The sequence below is a fragment of the Verrucomicrobiia bacterium genome (genome assembly GCA_019634625.1).
In the GTDB taxonomy this organism is placed as follows: Bacteria; Verrucomicrobiota; Verrucomicrobiia; order Limisphaerales; family CAIMTB01; genus CAIMTB01.
Genome location: JAHCBA010000001.1, coordinates 46,110 through 59,935, shown reverse-complemented (window position 1 = coordinate 59,935; position 13,826 = coordinate 46,110). Strand labels below are relative to the sequence as shown.

Below are 13,826 nucleotides of genomic sequence, written 5' to 3'. Positions count from 1 at the left end.
CATCATGAGCAGCATCACCGTCGCCCCTCGTCCTGCTGGCAGCGCGCTCCCTCCGATTCAGAAGGAGACCACAGCCGGGAACTACTTCGTGTCAAACTATCCGCCGTTTGCGTTCTGGAAGCCGGAGGCGGTGCCGGAGTTTCACGCGGCGTTGGAGCGTCCGCCGGCGGCGGACCGGCCGCTGGGGGTGTATGTGCACATCCCATTTTGCCGGAAGCGGTGTCATTTCTGCTATTTCAAGGTTTATACCGACAAGGATTCGCAGGAGATCCGGGGTTATCTGGAGGCGTTGTTGAAGGAGTTGGAGGCGTATGCGGCGAAGCCGTTCGTGGGGGGGAGGCGTCCGCGGTTCGTGTATTTCGGGGGCGGGACGCCGAGTTACCTGTCGGAGGCGCAGTTGCGTTCGTTGATGGAGGGGATGCGGCGGAGTCTGCCGTGGGACGAGGTGGAGGAGGTGGCGTTCGAGTGCGAGCCGGGGACGCTGACGGACCACAAGTTGAGGGCGATCCGGGAGATGGGGGTGACGCGGTTGAGCCTGGGGATCGAGCATTTCGACGACCGGATTCTGGAGATCAACGGGCGGGCGCACCGGTCGAAGGAGATCGAGCGGGCGTATGGGTTTGCGCGGGAGATCGGGTTTCCGCAGATCAACATCGATCTGATTGCGGGGATGGTGGAGGAGACGGAGGAGAAGTGGCGGATGGCGGTGGCGAAGACGTTGGAACTGGGGCCGGACTCGGTGACGATCTACCAGATGGAGGTGCCGTACAACACCGGCATCTACCGGCAGATGAAGGCGGAGGGGAAGCTGACGGCGCCGGTGGCGGATTGGGAGACGAAGCGGCGCTGGGTGGATTACGCCTTCGGGGAACTGGAGCGGGCGGGATACACGGTGGGGAGCGCGTACACGGCGGTGAAGGACAAGGAGCGGACGCGGTTCGTGTATCGGGACGAGTTGTGGCGGGGGGCGGATCTGCTGTCGGTCGGGGTGGCGAGTTTCGGGCACATCAACGGGACGCACTACCAGAACGTGCATGATTTCCAGCCTTACCTGGACCGGGTGGCGGCGGGGGAGTTCCCGGTGTACCGGGCCCTGACGCCGGGTGACGACGAGCGGTATATCCGGGAGTTCATCCTGCAACTGAAGCTGGGGAATGTGAGCGCGGGATATTTCACGGAGAAGTTCGGGGAGGATCCGAGGGTCCGGTTTGCGGCGCCCCTGGCGACGCTGGAGTCCTGGGGGTACCTGGTCCGGGGGGAGGGGGATCGGTTGGGGATCACGCGGGCGGGGTTGCTGCAGGTGGACCGGTTGCTGCACGAGTTCTTTCTCGAGGAGCACCGGACAGGTCGTTATGCGTGACGCGGGCGGGACGGGATGAGGTCGAACCCGAGCCAGGAATCCGGAGGCATGAAGCGCGTGGAGGAGTGCGACGGGGCGGGACGGCAGGCGGCCGACGTCGGGGCGATCTTCCCGCTGAATTCGTTCTACGAGCGCTCGGGGGTGGTGTTGCCACGGTTCGAGGTGATCCCGGGAACGTCGGTTCCGGAACCGTACCGGGGTCTGCTGGTGCATGACCGGGACATGACGCCGACGCTGGAGGGGCACTACGGGGGGGACATCCATATCGAGGTGCTGGGGCGGGAGCGTCAGGGGGCGGTGTATTTCCGGGAGGTGATCCTGCGGCTGGACACCGATGGCCGGGCGGTCGAATTCGGGGCGAACCGGATTGAACTGGACCGGCTTCCGAGCCTGGTCCGGCGGTTGGTCCTGGAGGAGCAATTGCCGCTGGGACACCTGCTGAAGGCGCACGAGGTGGCGCATTGGGGAAGGCCGGGCGCGTTCTTCCGGGTGGAGAGCGACGCCTTGATGAACCGGGCGTTCGGATTGAGCGGGGCACGGATGCTGTATGGCCGGCGCAACACGCTGCGCGATCCGGAGGGGAGGACGATGTCGGAGGTGGTGGAGATTCTGCCGCCTTGAGAAAGGGTGGGAAGGGGGGCTTGCAGGGGGAGCGAGCGCGGTCATGGCTGGAGACGCTGAATTATGAGCATGAACACTGAGCGAGAATGGGACGTGCTGATTGTGGGGGCCGGCCCGTCGGGCAGCGCGGCGGCGACGATCCTGGCCGGGCACGGGCACCGGGTGCTGGTGCTCGAGCGGGAACGGTTTCCGAGGTATCACATCGGCGAATCGATGATTCCGTTCACCAATCTGCCGATGCGGCGGTTGGGATTGATCGAGCGGATGGAGCGGTCGGCGTTTGTGCGAAAGTTCAGTGTCCAGTTCGTGCAGCCGAACGGGAGCGCTTCCCAGCCGTTTTACTTCTTCACGCGGTACGGGACGGAGGTGGCTCAGACCTGGCAGGTGGTGCGGTCCGAATTCGACCAGACCCTGATGGAACATGCGCGGTCGCGGGGTGCCGAGGTGTGGGAAGGGGTCGAGGTGAAGGCGTTGCTGCGCGAGGGGGGGCGGGTGGCGGGGGTGCGGGTGAAGGACGGGACGGGTGAGGAACGGGAGTTGAGGGCGCCGATGACGATCGACTGCACGGGCAAGGAGGCGTTCAGCGCGGTGCGTCAGGGCTGGCGGGTGAAGGATCCGAAGCTGAACAAGGTGGCGGTGTGGACCTATTACGAGGGGGCGGCGCGGGACGAGGGGATCGACGCGGGGGCGACCACGGTGGCGTTTGTGCCGGAGAAGGGGTGGTTCTGGTACATTCCGCAGCACGAGAACCGGGTGAGCGTGGGGGTGGTGGCGGAGGGGCGGTACCTGACGCGGGGCGGGGTGAAGGATCCGCGGGCGATCTTCGAGCGGGAGATCGGGGAGAACAAATGGATCGAGCGGCACCTGGCCCCGGGACGGCAGGTGGGGCCGCATTACCTGACCAGCGAGTACTCGTTCCATTCGCGCCATTGCGGGACGGACGGGCTGCTGCTGGCGGGGGATGCCTTCTGTTTTCTGGACCCGGTGTTCTCATCGGGGCTGATGCTGGCGCTGAAAAGCGGGGTGGCGGTCGGGGATGCGGTGCATGAGGCGCTGGCGGAGGGGGATCTTTCCGCGGATCGGTTCCTCCCGTATGCACGGACCATGCGGGAGGGGATCGAGAACATGCGCCGGCTGGTGTACGCGTTTTATGAGAAGGAGTTCTCGTTCAAGCAGGTGATCGACCGGTATCCGGAACTGGCGGCGGACATCACGGACTGCCTGAGCGGGGATGTGAACAAGGATTTCTCCCGGTTGTGGGCGGCCATTGCGGAGTTTGTCGAGGTGCCGGAGGCGTTGTCGTTGGGGGATCCGCATCGGCCGGAGCCGTCGGAGGGCCGGGAGGTGGGCGAGCGGGCACCGGTGGCGACGGCGGCCTGAGAGGGGCGATGCAGACCGCGAGGGAGGATTCGGCCGGGAACGGCGTGAGTTCCCTGGCGCAGGCGGAACCGGGTTCAACGGTGCGCGTGCGGGCCGTAACCGCGCCGCCGGAGGTGGCGATCCGGCTGCGGGAGCTGGGGTTTTGCGAGCGGCAACGGGTGCGGCTGCTGACCCGGCACACGCAGGTGATCTGCCTGGTGTGCAATGTGCGGCTGGGGATCAGCCGGGAGCTGGCGGGGATGATTGAAGTGGAGCGGGTGGATGGGGTTTGGAAGGAGGAACGACCATGAGCGAGGCGTTGCAGCCGTTGAGTTCGTTGCCCGTGGGGACGGACGGGCGGGTGATGGAGATCGGGATCGAGGCGGGGGACCGGGCGCGCCTGATGGAGATGGGGGTGCTCGTGGGCACCCGGATCAGCGTGGTGCGCTTCGCACCGCTGGGGGATCCGGTGGAGATCAAGGTGCGGGGATACCACCTGTCCCTGCGGCGGCACGAGGCGGACCGGATCCTCGTCCGCCCGGCCGGCGGGGGGACGTGAATCGAAGAGGACGACCGTGTTCAATGCCCTGATGGAATGGCGGGCCACGGTGGGCCATTGGGAGGTGTCGGGCCCATCCCGCTTTCTAAGCCGTAGCCATGCAGCAAGGTCGGAGGCGCTGGCTTGATCTTTTCGGGCAAAAGCTTCGTCGTTCGCTCGTTACGTATCTCGGTTCCGATACGCGCCTCGCTCACTCCTCGTCTTGCCCGAAAATCTGCGGCGCCATCGCTTTCCTCCTTACTGCATGGATACGGCTAAGGTCTGCAACGCGGGTCCCTGCGTTGAGATCTCCGCCCAGGTCAGGCGCAGGCAGGGGGGAGGCTCGCCACCTTCGAGGGATTTCCACAGGGCGTCGATGGAGGCATCCGATTCATCGGGGGTTTGCAGGTGGACGAGGTTCGTCCAGGTGCCGGAGTTGAGGTAGTGGTGCGGTCTGCCTTCGCGCGACCAGGATCGTGCCGCGTGGGTGTGACCACAGACGACGACGCGCCGCGTTTCCGGCGGGAGTTCTTCCGGCAGCCAGGCCTCCACCACAGCGCGGTCCGGGGCGGACAGTTCGGTGGGATGGAAGAAGGCCCCGGCGTTCCTGCAAACCTGCCGCAGCCAGCCGCGGAGCATCCAGCGACGGGCCCGGCTGATCCTTCCTGCGGAGGAGGTGGCGGCCAAGGTTCCATGAAGCGCAGGTTCGTCGGAACGGAAGAGAGCGGCCATCTCGGCTTCGAGCACCGCCTTGGTCATCCCCTCGGGCATTCCGTCCGCGATCAGATCGGCCATGGCGAGTTCGAGCTCCAGGTTGTCGGAATCGCTCGCGGCAGGAGAGGGTTGCGGAGAGGTGGCGGCCGGCGGGATGGCGCCCAGCACCCTGGCGGATTGCAGCCGGCGCAGCAGCGTCCGCAGGATCTCCGTGGTCTTCAGGCGAAACCCGGCGGGCAGATGGCGGAAGAAGAGCGGGGGATCGAGCGCCCACAACAGTACCAGCGTTGCGCTCTCGGGTTTGAGGGCGTCGAGAAATGGAAACCTTCTGCGTCCGGTCGCCGGATCCATTGCCCGTTTGAAGGCATGCAGCGTTGTCAGGACAAATTGGGAACCGGGCGGAAGCGGGATGGATGCCTGGCCCTGATTCAGGGCGGCGTGAATCCTTCGTGGATCGCAATCGTTCAGGGGGTCACCGCGATGGCCGTGGCCGACGAGGATCTCCCAGGCACCCGCTCTCGCCTGCCACGGTTCCGCGTCGCGCCAGATCGAGAATCCGTCGGCGACGCCCAGCGCATCAAGCCAGACCTTGTCGGTATCCGGATGGAACCATTCGAGATCGTGATTGCCGGGCAGCAGGACGAGGTGCCCTCCCTGCTGGATCCATTGGCGCAAGGCATCGAGCCACGGGTTCATCCAATCGGTCTCCGAGCGCAGGCGCGCCATGGTCTGGCCTGCCAGACGGGCCGCTGTGGCCAGGTGAAGGGTGGGTGGGCGATCCTCGATGAGCAGGAAATCGACAATGTCGCCGGCCAGCACGAGCGCCTGGCCGGGCTGCGTGGCCGCGGCCTGGACCCGGGTGAATTCGGCGAGTTGCGGACCCGAATTGAAATTGCCCAACCGCTCCGCCGGGGTCAGGTGCAGGTCGCTGAGGACGACGATGCGCTGGTATTCGGGGATCATGCCGTCTGAATGTTTCCTGTCGCCTCGTCCAGCGGACTCAGGGGATCGATGCCCAGATCGTCGAGGGCCTGCTGGCTGGCGGCGGCGGCGTGGGCGATCGAAACCTCGCAGGACGCGCCCAGGGCTGGATTCGGGTGCTGAGGGTCAAACCCCGGGAGCGCCTGGGCGAGGATCGTGGACATCCTTCCGGCGGCTGGATCACCGATGCTTTGCCATTTCGACCAGGAGAGGTAGAAGGCGGCAAACGCCAAATCCGGATCCCGTTTGGCGAAGACGGTCGCGAGGTCATGAAGAGCAATCCCCTGGCCGAACACGTCCTCGATGGCCGCGAGGGCCTTCCATGTCCGGACGCCGAGCACGATCGCACGATCGGTCTCGCCTGCCGCCGCTGCTGCGCGAGCGAGGTAGCCGAGGCTGCCCGCCATTCCGAGGCGATCGTCGATGGCCGCCTGAAGGTCCAAGGCCTGCCGATAGCGATTGAAGGCCGGTCGGAAGAGACCCTGGCGGAGAGTCAGTGTGGCGATGCCTTGGAGCGTGTTGGCCTCGCCGAGGCGGGCCTCGATCTGGCGATAGATGGGCAAGGCGTCGCGGTAGGACTGCTCGGCGTCCTGGAGCCGGTCCGTGCGGACCTGAAGTTCGCCCAGCGCCTTGAGCGTGTTGGCCTCGCCGAGGCGGTCCTCGATCTGGCGAAAGATGGGCAAGGCGTCGCGGTAGGACTGCTCGGCGTCCTGGAGCCGGTCCGTGCGGACCTGAAGATCGCCCAGCGCCTTGAGCGTGTTGGCCTCGCCGAGGCGGGCCTCGATCTGGCGATAGATGGGCAAGGCGTCGCGGTAGGACTGCTCGGCGTCCTGGAGTCGGGCCCTGCGGACCTGAAGTTCACCCAGCGCCTGGAGGGTGTTGGCCTCGCCGAGGCGGGCCTCGATCTGGCGATAGATGGGCAAGGCGTCGCGGTAGGACTGCTCGGCGTCCTGGAGCCGGGCCCTGCGGACCTGAAGATCGCCCAGCGCCTTGAGCGTGTTGGCCTCGCCGAGGCGGGCCTCGATCTGGCGATAGATGGGCAAGGCGTCGCGGTAGGACTGCTCGGCGTCCTGGAGCCGGTCCCTGCGGACCTGAAGATCGCCCAGCGCCCTAAGCGTGTTGGCCTCGCCGAGGCGGTCCTCGATCTGGCGATAGATGGGCAAGGCGTCGCGGTAGGACTGCTCGGCGTCCTGGAGTCGGTCCCTGCGGACCTGAAGATCGCCCAGCGCCCTAAGCGTGTTGGCCTCGCCGAGGCGGGACTCGATCTGGCGATAGATGGGCAAGGCGTCGCGGTAGGACTGCTCGGCGTCCTCGAGCCGGTCCCTGCGGACCTGAAGATCGCCCAGCGCCTTGAGCGTCCCGGGCAGGCAGCGGCCGGATTCTTCGGACCAACGGTGAACAAACACCAAGGCTGCCGTGGCCCGACCCGCGAATGCTTCGATCGCCGCCCAGGCCTCGATCGCCGGATCTGCGGCTGACCAAGCCGATGGGGCGACGTCGGCGGACAGTTCAGCGAAGATGGCGAACAATTCGTCCAGATTCTGCCCATCCTCCGCCGCGGTCCGGAGCGCGATCCCTGTGCGGCCCGGCTGTCCCAGATTCGCGATGTAATGGCCCGGCAACCATTCGGCGAACACCTTCGTCGCAGCGATCAAACGGCCGTCGCGATCCGGGTCCGGGGAGGCATGCCACTGGCGATGGGCATACCATCGAAGTGGCGCCGGCAGGCGCAAGCGGCGGTCGCCGCCCAGGACCTGGACCATGCTATGCCGGCGCAGCAAGGCGACGGCCTCTTCCGCCTCGTCCCCAAAGATGGGAACAGCCAGTGCCGAAGGGAGTCCGGCAGGAAACACACTGAGCCATCGGAACAGGCTGGCCGCCTGTGGGGAAGCGGCGGCGAGTGCCTCATAGGCCAGTTCAAGGCTGGCCACGAGGCGCTGGGAGCGTTGGAGACGCCGTTCGTCGGGGGTGTCCGGGGGGGCCTCGCCCAGCATCTGGCAAGCCACCACCGCGTCCACGCGCCGCTCGCGAACCCGCCGCCGCAGCGACCCGATGGGAAAGCTCCTGCCCGCCTGGCCGGCCACCAGGACGATCGAGCGCGGATGCCCGTCCAGGAGGCTCAGAAGATCCTGCAGGTCGGTGGACTCGACCTCGTCCTGGTTGAGCCTGGGTCCGGCGATCGCCAGGAAGACCTCGCGGGCATGACCGGGCGGCAGGACATCGACTTCGAGAAGGTTTTCGGTCACCCCTTCCAGGTCGCCGAGTTCCCGCCGGCTGGCGAGGAGGCAGCGAAGGCCGGGGACTGCGGCGAAGGCCTGGGCAAGGAATTGACGGAAGCCGTGCCGGTCGGCGGCAATGAGGTCTTCGGCGTTGTCGAGGACCCAGAGCACCCGGAGCTTTCCCATGGCACGGAACAAGGCCGCGGGTCCTTCCAGATCCCTGGCATCCGGGAAGAGTTCGGAGGCGATGCGGGCGACGATGGCGTCCACCGAGGAGATCGCTTGGAGCGAGATCCAGACCGCCCGTTGGACGAGGAGTTTGTCGGAATCGAGGCGGGCGACGGCGGCCCGGGCGAGTTCGCTTTTGCCGATGCCGGGCAGGCCGGTGAGAGTGACGAGGCGATGGGCGGTCATTCGCCGGATCAGTTCCGCGAGGTCTTCGTTTCGTCCGCGGAAGTACGGGACAAGGTCTGGCGCGGCGAGGACGAAGGCCTGGTCCCTGTCGCGTTCGAGGATTTCCTCGAAGGATTGGCGAAGGCGCTGCTCGAACGAGATGCTCTCGCCGCGGAGAGGCCGTGCATAATAGACGGGGGCCGCCCATTGAAGATCGCTGGAGTGCAGGCTGCGCCGGGCGTCGCTGACGGCCTCTTCGAGGGAACGGGCCGTGGCGCCGGCGGCGTGGAAGATGGCGCGTGCGAGGGTGACGCTGCGCTCGGCGTGCACGGGAACATGGGCCGCCACCACCGCGGCCACGCGCCCGTTCCTGAGCAATTGGGCCGCGAGTCCGTCGAGCTCGCGATTGCGTTCGCCGCCGTGGCAGATCCAGAGAAAGGCGACGCGGACCCGGGCGGATCGGAATTCCGCGGCGAAGTCGCCGGCCGAGACCGGTTCCCCCGGATCGAGAGGGTGATCGCGGTTCGGGTGGTCATGAAGCCAGACCCTTCCTCCTCCGGGCTGCCCGTGGGCGACACAGACCACGACGTCGATGGGGCAATGGTCGGTGAAGTAGGCGCGCAGGGCAGGGAGGGAAGCCCGGGGGCACGGGTCCAGGGCGGTGCCGCCGAGGGCCGCCGCGCTGTCGCGAACGGTCGCCACGTGGGCTTCGAAGACATCGTCGGGGAGGGTGCCGGCGGAGGCGGCTGTATTGGCCCAGACCGTTCCGAATCGTTTGCCGGGTTCCCACGACCACGATTCGGCTTCGAGGTCGGCGAAGGTCCGGATGACCGACGAACCGCCGGCGCGGAACGCGAAGGCACCCTCCACGGCGAGGAGTTCGAAGGGAACGGAGGCGGGATCGAAGGAAAGGTCGAGGTCCGGCGGGAAGGTGAGGAACAGGCGAAGGGGACGGAGTTCGCGCTGGGAGCGGCGCCAGAGGTTTTCCCAGGCTTGCCGGATCTCGGGTTCGCGGGATGGAAAGAGCCAGTTGGCGAGCCAGCGACCGAAGGCCAGAGCTTCCCCTTCGGACCATGCATTCTGGGCAAAACGCTTCTGTGCGTCTTCGAAGGATCCGGAGAGGTCGCCGCCCAGGGGGACATCATTGGGGAGCGCGAGAGACATCGACATCCCGGCGGGACTGGCCAGGGAATGGTCCACGACGTGCACGTCGAAGGCCGGGCGCAACGCACCCCCTGCGGCGGGTTCGAGCCGGATGCCGGAGAACCGAAGTTCGAGATCGAGGGGGGTGGGAGGTTTCAGCATCGGGCGGGGCCGGGTTCGGGGGGATGTTGCGGAGGCTGCCTACGATCCGGCGGGGAGGGTGTCGAACCAATTCTTGTGCGGGCAGGATGGAACCTATTTGGCCGGCAGAAGACGACGCTCGAAAGCGCGAAGCTTCCTGGCTCCTGTCGATACCGATTCCGATAGCGACCCCGACCCCGATTCCGTCGCACCTTCCGACAACTCGGAGATGCGCCCGAGGTCCGCTGCCAGCCAAGAATGGACTTGCAGATCGCGGCCGTCATCTCCCAGCTTCCGCACTTCATGGGGTGGCCCCAGGCCTTCTGTACTTCGGGATTGGGCCGGCAAACATCAATCGAAGATGGGCACGTGGCCTGGTACCGACGGGAGCGCATCGGGATGGCGTCGCGGGGCAATGCGGCGGCAACGTATCAATTCTATTACAAGATACCCCTTCCGTGAGAATCCCGTTGTCATCGGATTTCCGAAAACTGTGGCAGGTGGTTGTTTGGGCTTTCGGCTTGTCATTGGGTCTGGGGTGGATGATGGCGCAGGCGTCGAACGTGATGCTGTTCCTGAATCTGGCTTTGCCACCGGGGTACTCCCTGATCGGGAACCCATTGCTCGGTGCGGATGAGCGGGTCGGGGAGGTGTTGCGAGGGGTTCCTGCGGGGACGGAATTGTGGACGTGGTCGGATGGGTCCTTCGTGGAAGCCCGGTTCGACGGTGGGGAGTGGGACCAACCGGCCCAGCGGCTGCGGATCGGCGAGGGCGCCTTTCTATTGAACCCGCAGGATGAGCCGATGACGGTGACATTGACAGGAGGGCTGGCTGCGGGCCGGAGGACGAATTCGATTCCAGCGGGATTGTCGATGCGATCCGCCCTGCACCCGATCTCGGGACGACTCACGACCGATCTGGGATTGAAGTTGTTGCCGCTGGACAACGTGTATCTGTGGCGTGACGGCAGGTTCGAGGTGTACACGTATTTGCCTGGGGACGCATGGCATCCGGAGGAACCACGGTTGAGCCGGGGAGAGGGCTTTTTCATCCGGGCGGAGAAGGCACTGGAGTGGGTGACGGAGGTGGACCCATGAAGCGATTGTGGCTGGGAGCGGCGATGTGGGGATGGGTGGCGGGAGCGGGCGAAGTGGGCACGGTCAACTTCGCGAACGGGGCCGCCGGGGTGGATGCCCCCGTGCGGCTGGCATCGACGGGGGAGCGGCTGGCGGGGGAGCGGTGGACGGCCGAACTGCACCGGATCGAGGCGGACGGTTCAAGCCGCAGAGTGCTGGGGCCTGCGACCTTGGCGCCTGAGGGTCTGGCGGGCGGTTATTTCTTCGGGGGAATGGGCGAGGTGGAGGGGAGCCAACCGGGGGAAGAGGTGACATTGAAGGTGGTGGTGCGGGAGATTGGCGGCTGGGGCCGTGGGGAATCCAATCCGGTGCGGGTCACCCTGGGGGGAGGCACGATGCCGCCCCCGAACCTGGTGGGATTGGAACAGATGACCGTGGTTGCGGAACCGCCGGCCCTGAAAGTGCAAGTCCACGGTCCGGACCTCGCATTGACCTGGCCGGCCCTGGCGGCGGACGCGGTGTTGGAGTCGAGTCCGAGTCTATCGGCGGCGGAATGGACCGTAGTGGCTGTCGAACCGGAGGCCACCCGAGAGGGGTTGACGGTGATGGTGCCTGGGGGGGAGTCCGAGCGGTATTTCCGGCTGCGCCTGCCCTTGCCTTAAGAGCCTGTCTGAAAACTGGAAGGGGCCCTGTTACCAGGAATCAAGCCCGGCCGCACCGGCTTGAACTTCTCGAGGATGGCAATGGGGGTAAATCAGCGGCGAAGGGGTCCGGTGCATCCCGGAGTGGTGGGGAGAGGTGCGAACTTCGCGAAGGGTCGCCTCGGAGGGCCGAGTTCCACGAGGCCGCAATGGTGTGGAGCGTTGGGCTGAGGACTCGCAGAGCCCGTCCCTCCGATTCGCCGCCTCTTCACCCACAACGCCGGGATGCACGGAAAGGGGTCAGATCCGTACATTTCGACTGGCATGCCAATTGTAAAAAGTATCGATTTGACCCCATGGGTGGCAAGGCTCCGCCAGCTCACGGCAACTGCGCGATAGCCGGATGAGGCGGGGCAGGTCAGGCTGGCGGCGCGGTGACGGCGCCGATCCGGATGAATCCAGCTCCTCCGCCCAGCGAATCCCTGGTGGTCCTCACGGGGAACCCGAATTGCGGGAAGACGACCGTGTTCAACGCCCTGACGGGATTGCGGGGGAAGGTGGGCAATTACGCGGGGGTGACGGTGGAGCGGAAGGAGGGGCGGTTGCGGGGCACGGCGCCGCATTGGCGGATGACGGTTCTGGACCTTCCCGGGGCGTACAGCCTGAGCGCGCAGTCGGTGGATGAGGCGATTGCGCGGGATGTGCTGCTGGGCCGCCTTCCGGAGGTGGGGGAGCCATCGGTGGTGGTGGTGGTGGTGGATGCCTCGAATCTCGAGAGGAACCTGTACTTCGCCACGCAGGTCATCGAACTGGGGTATCCCACCGTGGTCGGGCTCAACATGACCGACGTCGCGCGGGCAAACGGGATCGAGGTGGATGCGGCGGTGTTGTCCGGGGAACTGGGAGTTCCGGTCGTGCCGATGGTGGCCAGCCGGCGGGAGGGGTTGGACCGGTTGCGCGCCGAGATCCTGCGTCTGGCCCTGCATCCGCGGGAGGAGACCGGGCCGCGGCGGTCCTTTTTTGCGGTGTTGCCGCCGGCCTTGGAACGGGAACGGGAGTGGCTTGGGGAGCAGTTGAAGGGGTTGGGATGGCGACGGGCGTCGAACGAGGCGCTGCTGCTATTGAGCGAGGAGGGGCGACTGGGGGACGAGAATCGACGGCGGCACGATCCAGGGGTGGTCAGGGCGACGGAAGAGGCGCGGCGCAGGGTGGCGGAGGCGGGTGTGGATCCCTCGGGGGCGGCGATCGAGGGTCGATACGAGGGGGTGGCCCGGATTCTGGGGGCGGCGGCGGCCCAGGCGGGAGGCATGGAGGAGACTCTGAGCGACCGGCTCGACCGGGTGCTGACCCATCGGGTGTGGGGACTGGCGATTTTCGCGGGTCTGATGCTGGCGATCTTCCAGGCGATGTTCAGTGTCGCCGAGGTCCCGATGGGGTGGATCGAGGAGGGTGTGGCGGGACTGGGCGGGTGGGTGTCGGATGTCATGCCGGAGGGCGATTTGCAGGGGTTGCTGGCGGACGGGGTGATCGCGGGGGTGGGGGCGGTGATTGTGTTTCTTCCGCAGATTGTTCTGCTGTTTCTCTTCATTGGGCTGCTGGAGGACACCGGGTATATGGCGCGGGCGGCGTTTCTGATGGACCGGCTGATGAGCAAGGTGGGTCTTCACGGGAAGAGTTTCATTCCGCTCCTGAGTTCCTTTGCCTGCGCCATTCCCGGGATCATGGCGGCGAGGACCATCGAGACTCCGAAGGACCAGTTGGTGACCATACTGGTGGCGCCGCTGATGAGTTGTTCGGCGCGCCTACCGGTGTACACGGTCCTGATCGCGGCGTGCCTGCCGGAGCGGGAGTTTCTTGGGTTTCTGAGACTGTCCGCCCTGACCCTGTTCGGGATGTACGCCCTGGGAATCGGGGTGGCGCTGGCCTCGGCGTGGTTGTTCAAGTCCACGCTGCTGCGGGGTCCGGCCCCGCTGTTGATCATGGAATTGCCGCCCTACAAGCGGCCGGGACTGCGGGCGGTGCTGCGGCACCTATGGGATCGGTCGATGGTATTTCTGCGACGGGCCGGCACGGTGATCCTGGTGCTGAACATGGTGCTCTGGGTGCTGGCGACCTATCCGCGGGGGGCGCGTCCGCCGGAGACTCCGGGGTTCGTGGCGGATTCGGGGGAAGTCCATGCCGGTTCGAATGATGCCGGGGAACGGTTGCGCCAGAGCTATGCGGGTCGGTTGGGGCGGGCGATCGAGCCGTTGATCGAGCCGCTGGGGTTCGACTGGAAGATCGGAATCGGGCTGGTGGCGTCGTTTGCCGCGCGGGAGGTTTTTGTGAGCGCGATGTCCACGGTGTACAGCGTGGGCGAGATGGATGGGGGGGAGGCCGGGAGCCGCGGGTTGGCGGAGGCGATGCAGACGCAGGTGCGTCCGGACGGGACGCGGCTGTACACCCCGCTGACGGGGATCACCCTGATGGTGTTTTATGTGTTTGCGCTTCAGTGTGTGAGCACGGTGGCGGTGGTGCGGCGCGAGACGAACTCCTGGCGATGGCCGGTGGCGCAGTGGTTGTACATGACGACGCTGGCGTGGGTGCTGGCGTGGGCGGTGTACCAGGGCGGGCGCTGGATGGGATGGGGAGGGTGACGGC

Annotated in this window: 10 protein-coding genes; 8 read left to right on the top strand and 2 right to left on the bottom strand. The window is 66.4% G+C overall.

Annotated features, from left to right (window positions below; translation table 11 throughout):
- The first annotated feature begins 4 nt into the window (after positions 1-4).
- From KF833_00245 to KF833_00225, 5 genes are all read left to right on the top strand, one after another.
- Positions 5-1,360: a coproporphyrinogen III oxidase family protein gene (locus tag KF833_00245; protein MBX3743714.1), complete on the top strand. Its 1,356-nt coding sequence runs from the start codon at positions 5-7 to the stop codon at positions 1,358-1,360.
- Between the two features lie 48 nt (positions 1,361-1,408).
- Positions 1,409-1,981, top strand: a complete 573-nt coding sequence (locus KF833_00240; protein ID MBX3743713.1) for a hypothetical protein — start codon at positions 1,409-1,411, stop codon at positions 1,979-1,981.
- Positions 1,982-2,050: 69 nt separating this feature from the next.
- Positions 2,051-3,361, top strand: a complete 1,311-nt coding sequence (locus tag KF833_00235) for a tryptophan 7-halogenase (protein ID MBX3743712.1) — start codon at positions 2,051-2,053, stop codon at positions 3,359-3,361.
- Between the two features lie 8 nt (positions 3,362-3,369).
- Positions 3,370-3,651: a ferrous iron transport protein A gene (locus KF833_00230; protein MBX3743711.1), complete on the top strand. Its 282-nt coding sequence runs from the start codon at positions 3,370-3,372 to the stop codon at positions 3,649-3,651.
- Positions 3,648-3,899, top strand: coding sequence for a ferrous iron transport protein A (locus KF833_00225; protein MBX3743710.1), 252 nt, complete (start codon positions 3,648-3,650; stop codon positions 3,897-3,899). Before KF833_00230 ends, KF833_00225 begins: the two co-directional genes overlap by 4 nt.
- A 237-nt stretch (positions 3,900-4,136) precedes the next feature.
- Here KF833_00225 and KF833_00220 read toward each other — a convergent pair whose 3' ends face one another.
- Both KF833_00220 and KF833_00215 read right to left on the bottom strand, forming a co-directional pair.
- Positions 4,137-5,555, bottom strand: a complete 1,419-nt coding sequence (locus KF833_00220) for a metallophosphoesterase (GenBank protein ID MBX3743709.1) — start codon at positions 5,553-5,555, stop codon at positions 4,137-4,139.
- Complete coding sequence (locus KF833_00215; protein ID MBX3743708.1) at positions 5,552-9,490, bottom strand: tetratricopeptide repeat protein; 3,939 nt, start codon at positions 9,488-9,490, stop codon at positions 5,552-5,554. The genes KF833_00220 and KF833_00215 overlap by 4 nt, the downstream gene beginning before the upstream one ends.
- A gap of 521 nt (positions 9,491-10,011) precedes the next feature.
- Here KF833_00215 and KF833_00210 point away from each other — a divergent pair.
- From KF833_00210 to feoB, 3 genes are all read left to right on the top strand, one after another.
- Entirely contained in the window at positions 10,012-10,566 is a 555-nt protein-coding gene (locus tag KF833_00210; GenBank protein ID MBX3743707.1) for a hypothetical protein, read from the top strand.
- A complete protein-coding gene (locus tag KF833_00205) occupies positions 10,563-11,207 on the top strand; it encodes a hypothetical protein (protein MBX3743706.1) in 645 nt (214 codons plus the stop codon). The genes KF833_00210 and KF833_00205 overlap by 4 nt, the downstream gene beginning before the upstream one ends.
- A 431-nt stretch (positions 11,208-11,638) precedes the next feature.
- Complete coding sequence (feoB, locus tag KF833_00200; protein MBX3743705.1) at positions 11,639-13,822, top strand: ferrous iron transport protein B; 2,184 nt, start codon at positions 11,639-11,641, stop codon at positions 13,820-13,822.
- The last annotated feature ends 4 nt before the right edge of the window (positions 13,823-13,826 follow it).

Coding starts and splice junctions, on each gene's coding strand:
- KF833_00245 (MBX3743714.1), top strand. CDS start 5: ATGAGCAGCATCACCGTCGCCCCTCGTCCTGCTGGCAGCGCGCTCCCT.
- KF833_00240 (MBX3743713.1), top strand. CDS start 1,409: ATGAAGCGCGTGGAGGAGTGCGACGGGGCGGGACGGCAGGCGGCCGAC.
- KF833_00235 (MBX3743712.1), top strand. CDS start 2,051: ATGAACACTGAGCGAGAATGGGACGTGCTGATTGTGGGGGCCGGCCCG.
- KF833_00230 (MBX3743711.1), top strand. CDS start 3,370: ATGCAGACCGCGAGGGAGGATTCGGCCGGGAACGGCGTGAGTTCCCTG.
- KF833_00225 (MBX3743710.1), top strand. CDS start 3,648: ATGAGCGAGGCGTTGCAGCCGTTGAGTTCGTTGCCCGTGGGGACGGAC.
- KF833_00220 (MBX3743709.1), bottom strand. CDS start 5,555: ATGATCCCCGAATACCAGCGCATCGTCGTCCTCAGCGACCTGCACCTG.
- KF833_00215 (MBX3743708.1), bottom strand. CDS start 9,490: ATGCTGAAACCTCCCACCCCCCTCGATCTCGAACTTCGGTTCTCCGGC.
- KF833_00210 (MBX3743707.1), top strand. CDS start 10,012: ATGATGGCGCAGGCGTCGAACGTGATGCTGTTCCTGAATCTGGCTTTG.
- KF833_00205 (MBX3743706.1), top strand. CDS start 10,563: ATGAAGCGATTGTGGCTGGGAGCGGCGATGTGGGGATGGGTGGCGGGA.
- feoB (MBX3743705.1), top strand. CDS start 11,639: ATGAATCCAGCTCCTCCGCCCAGCGAATCCCTGGTGGTCCTCACGGGG.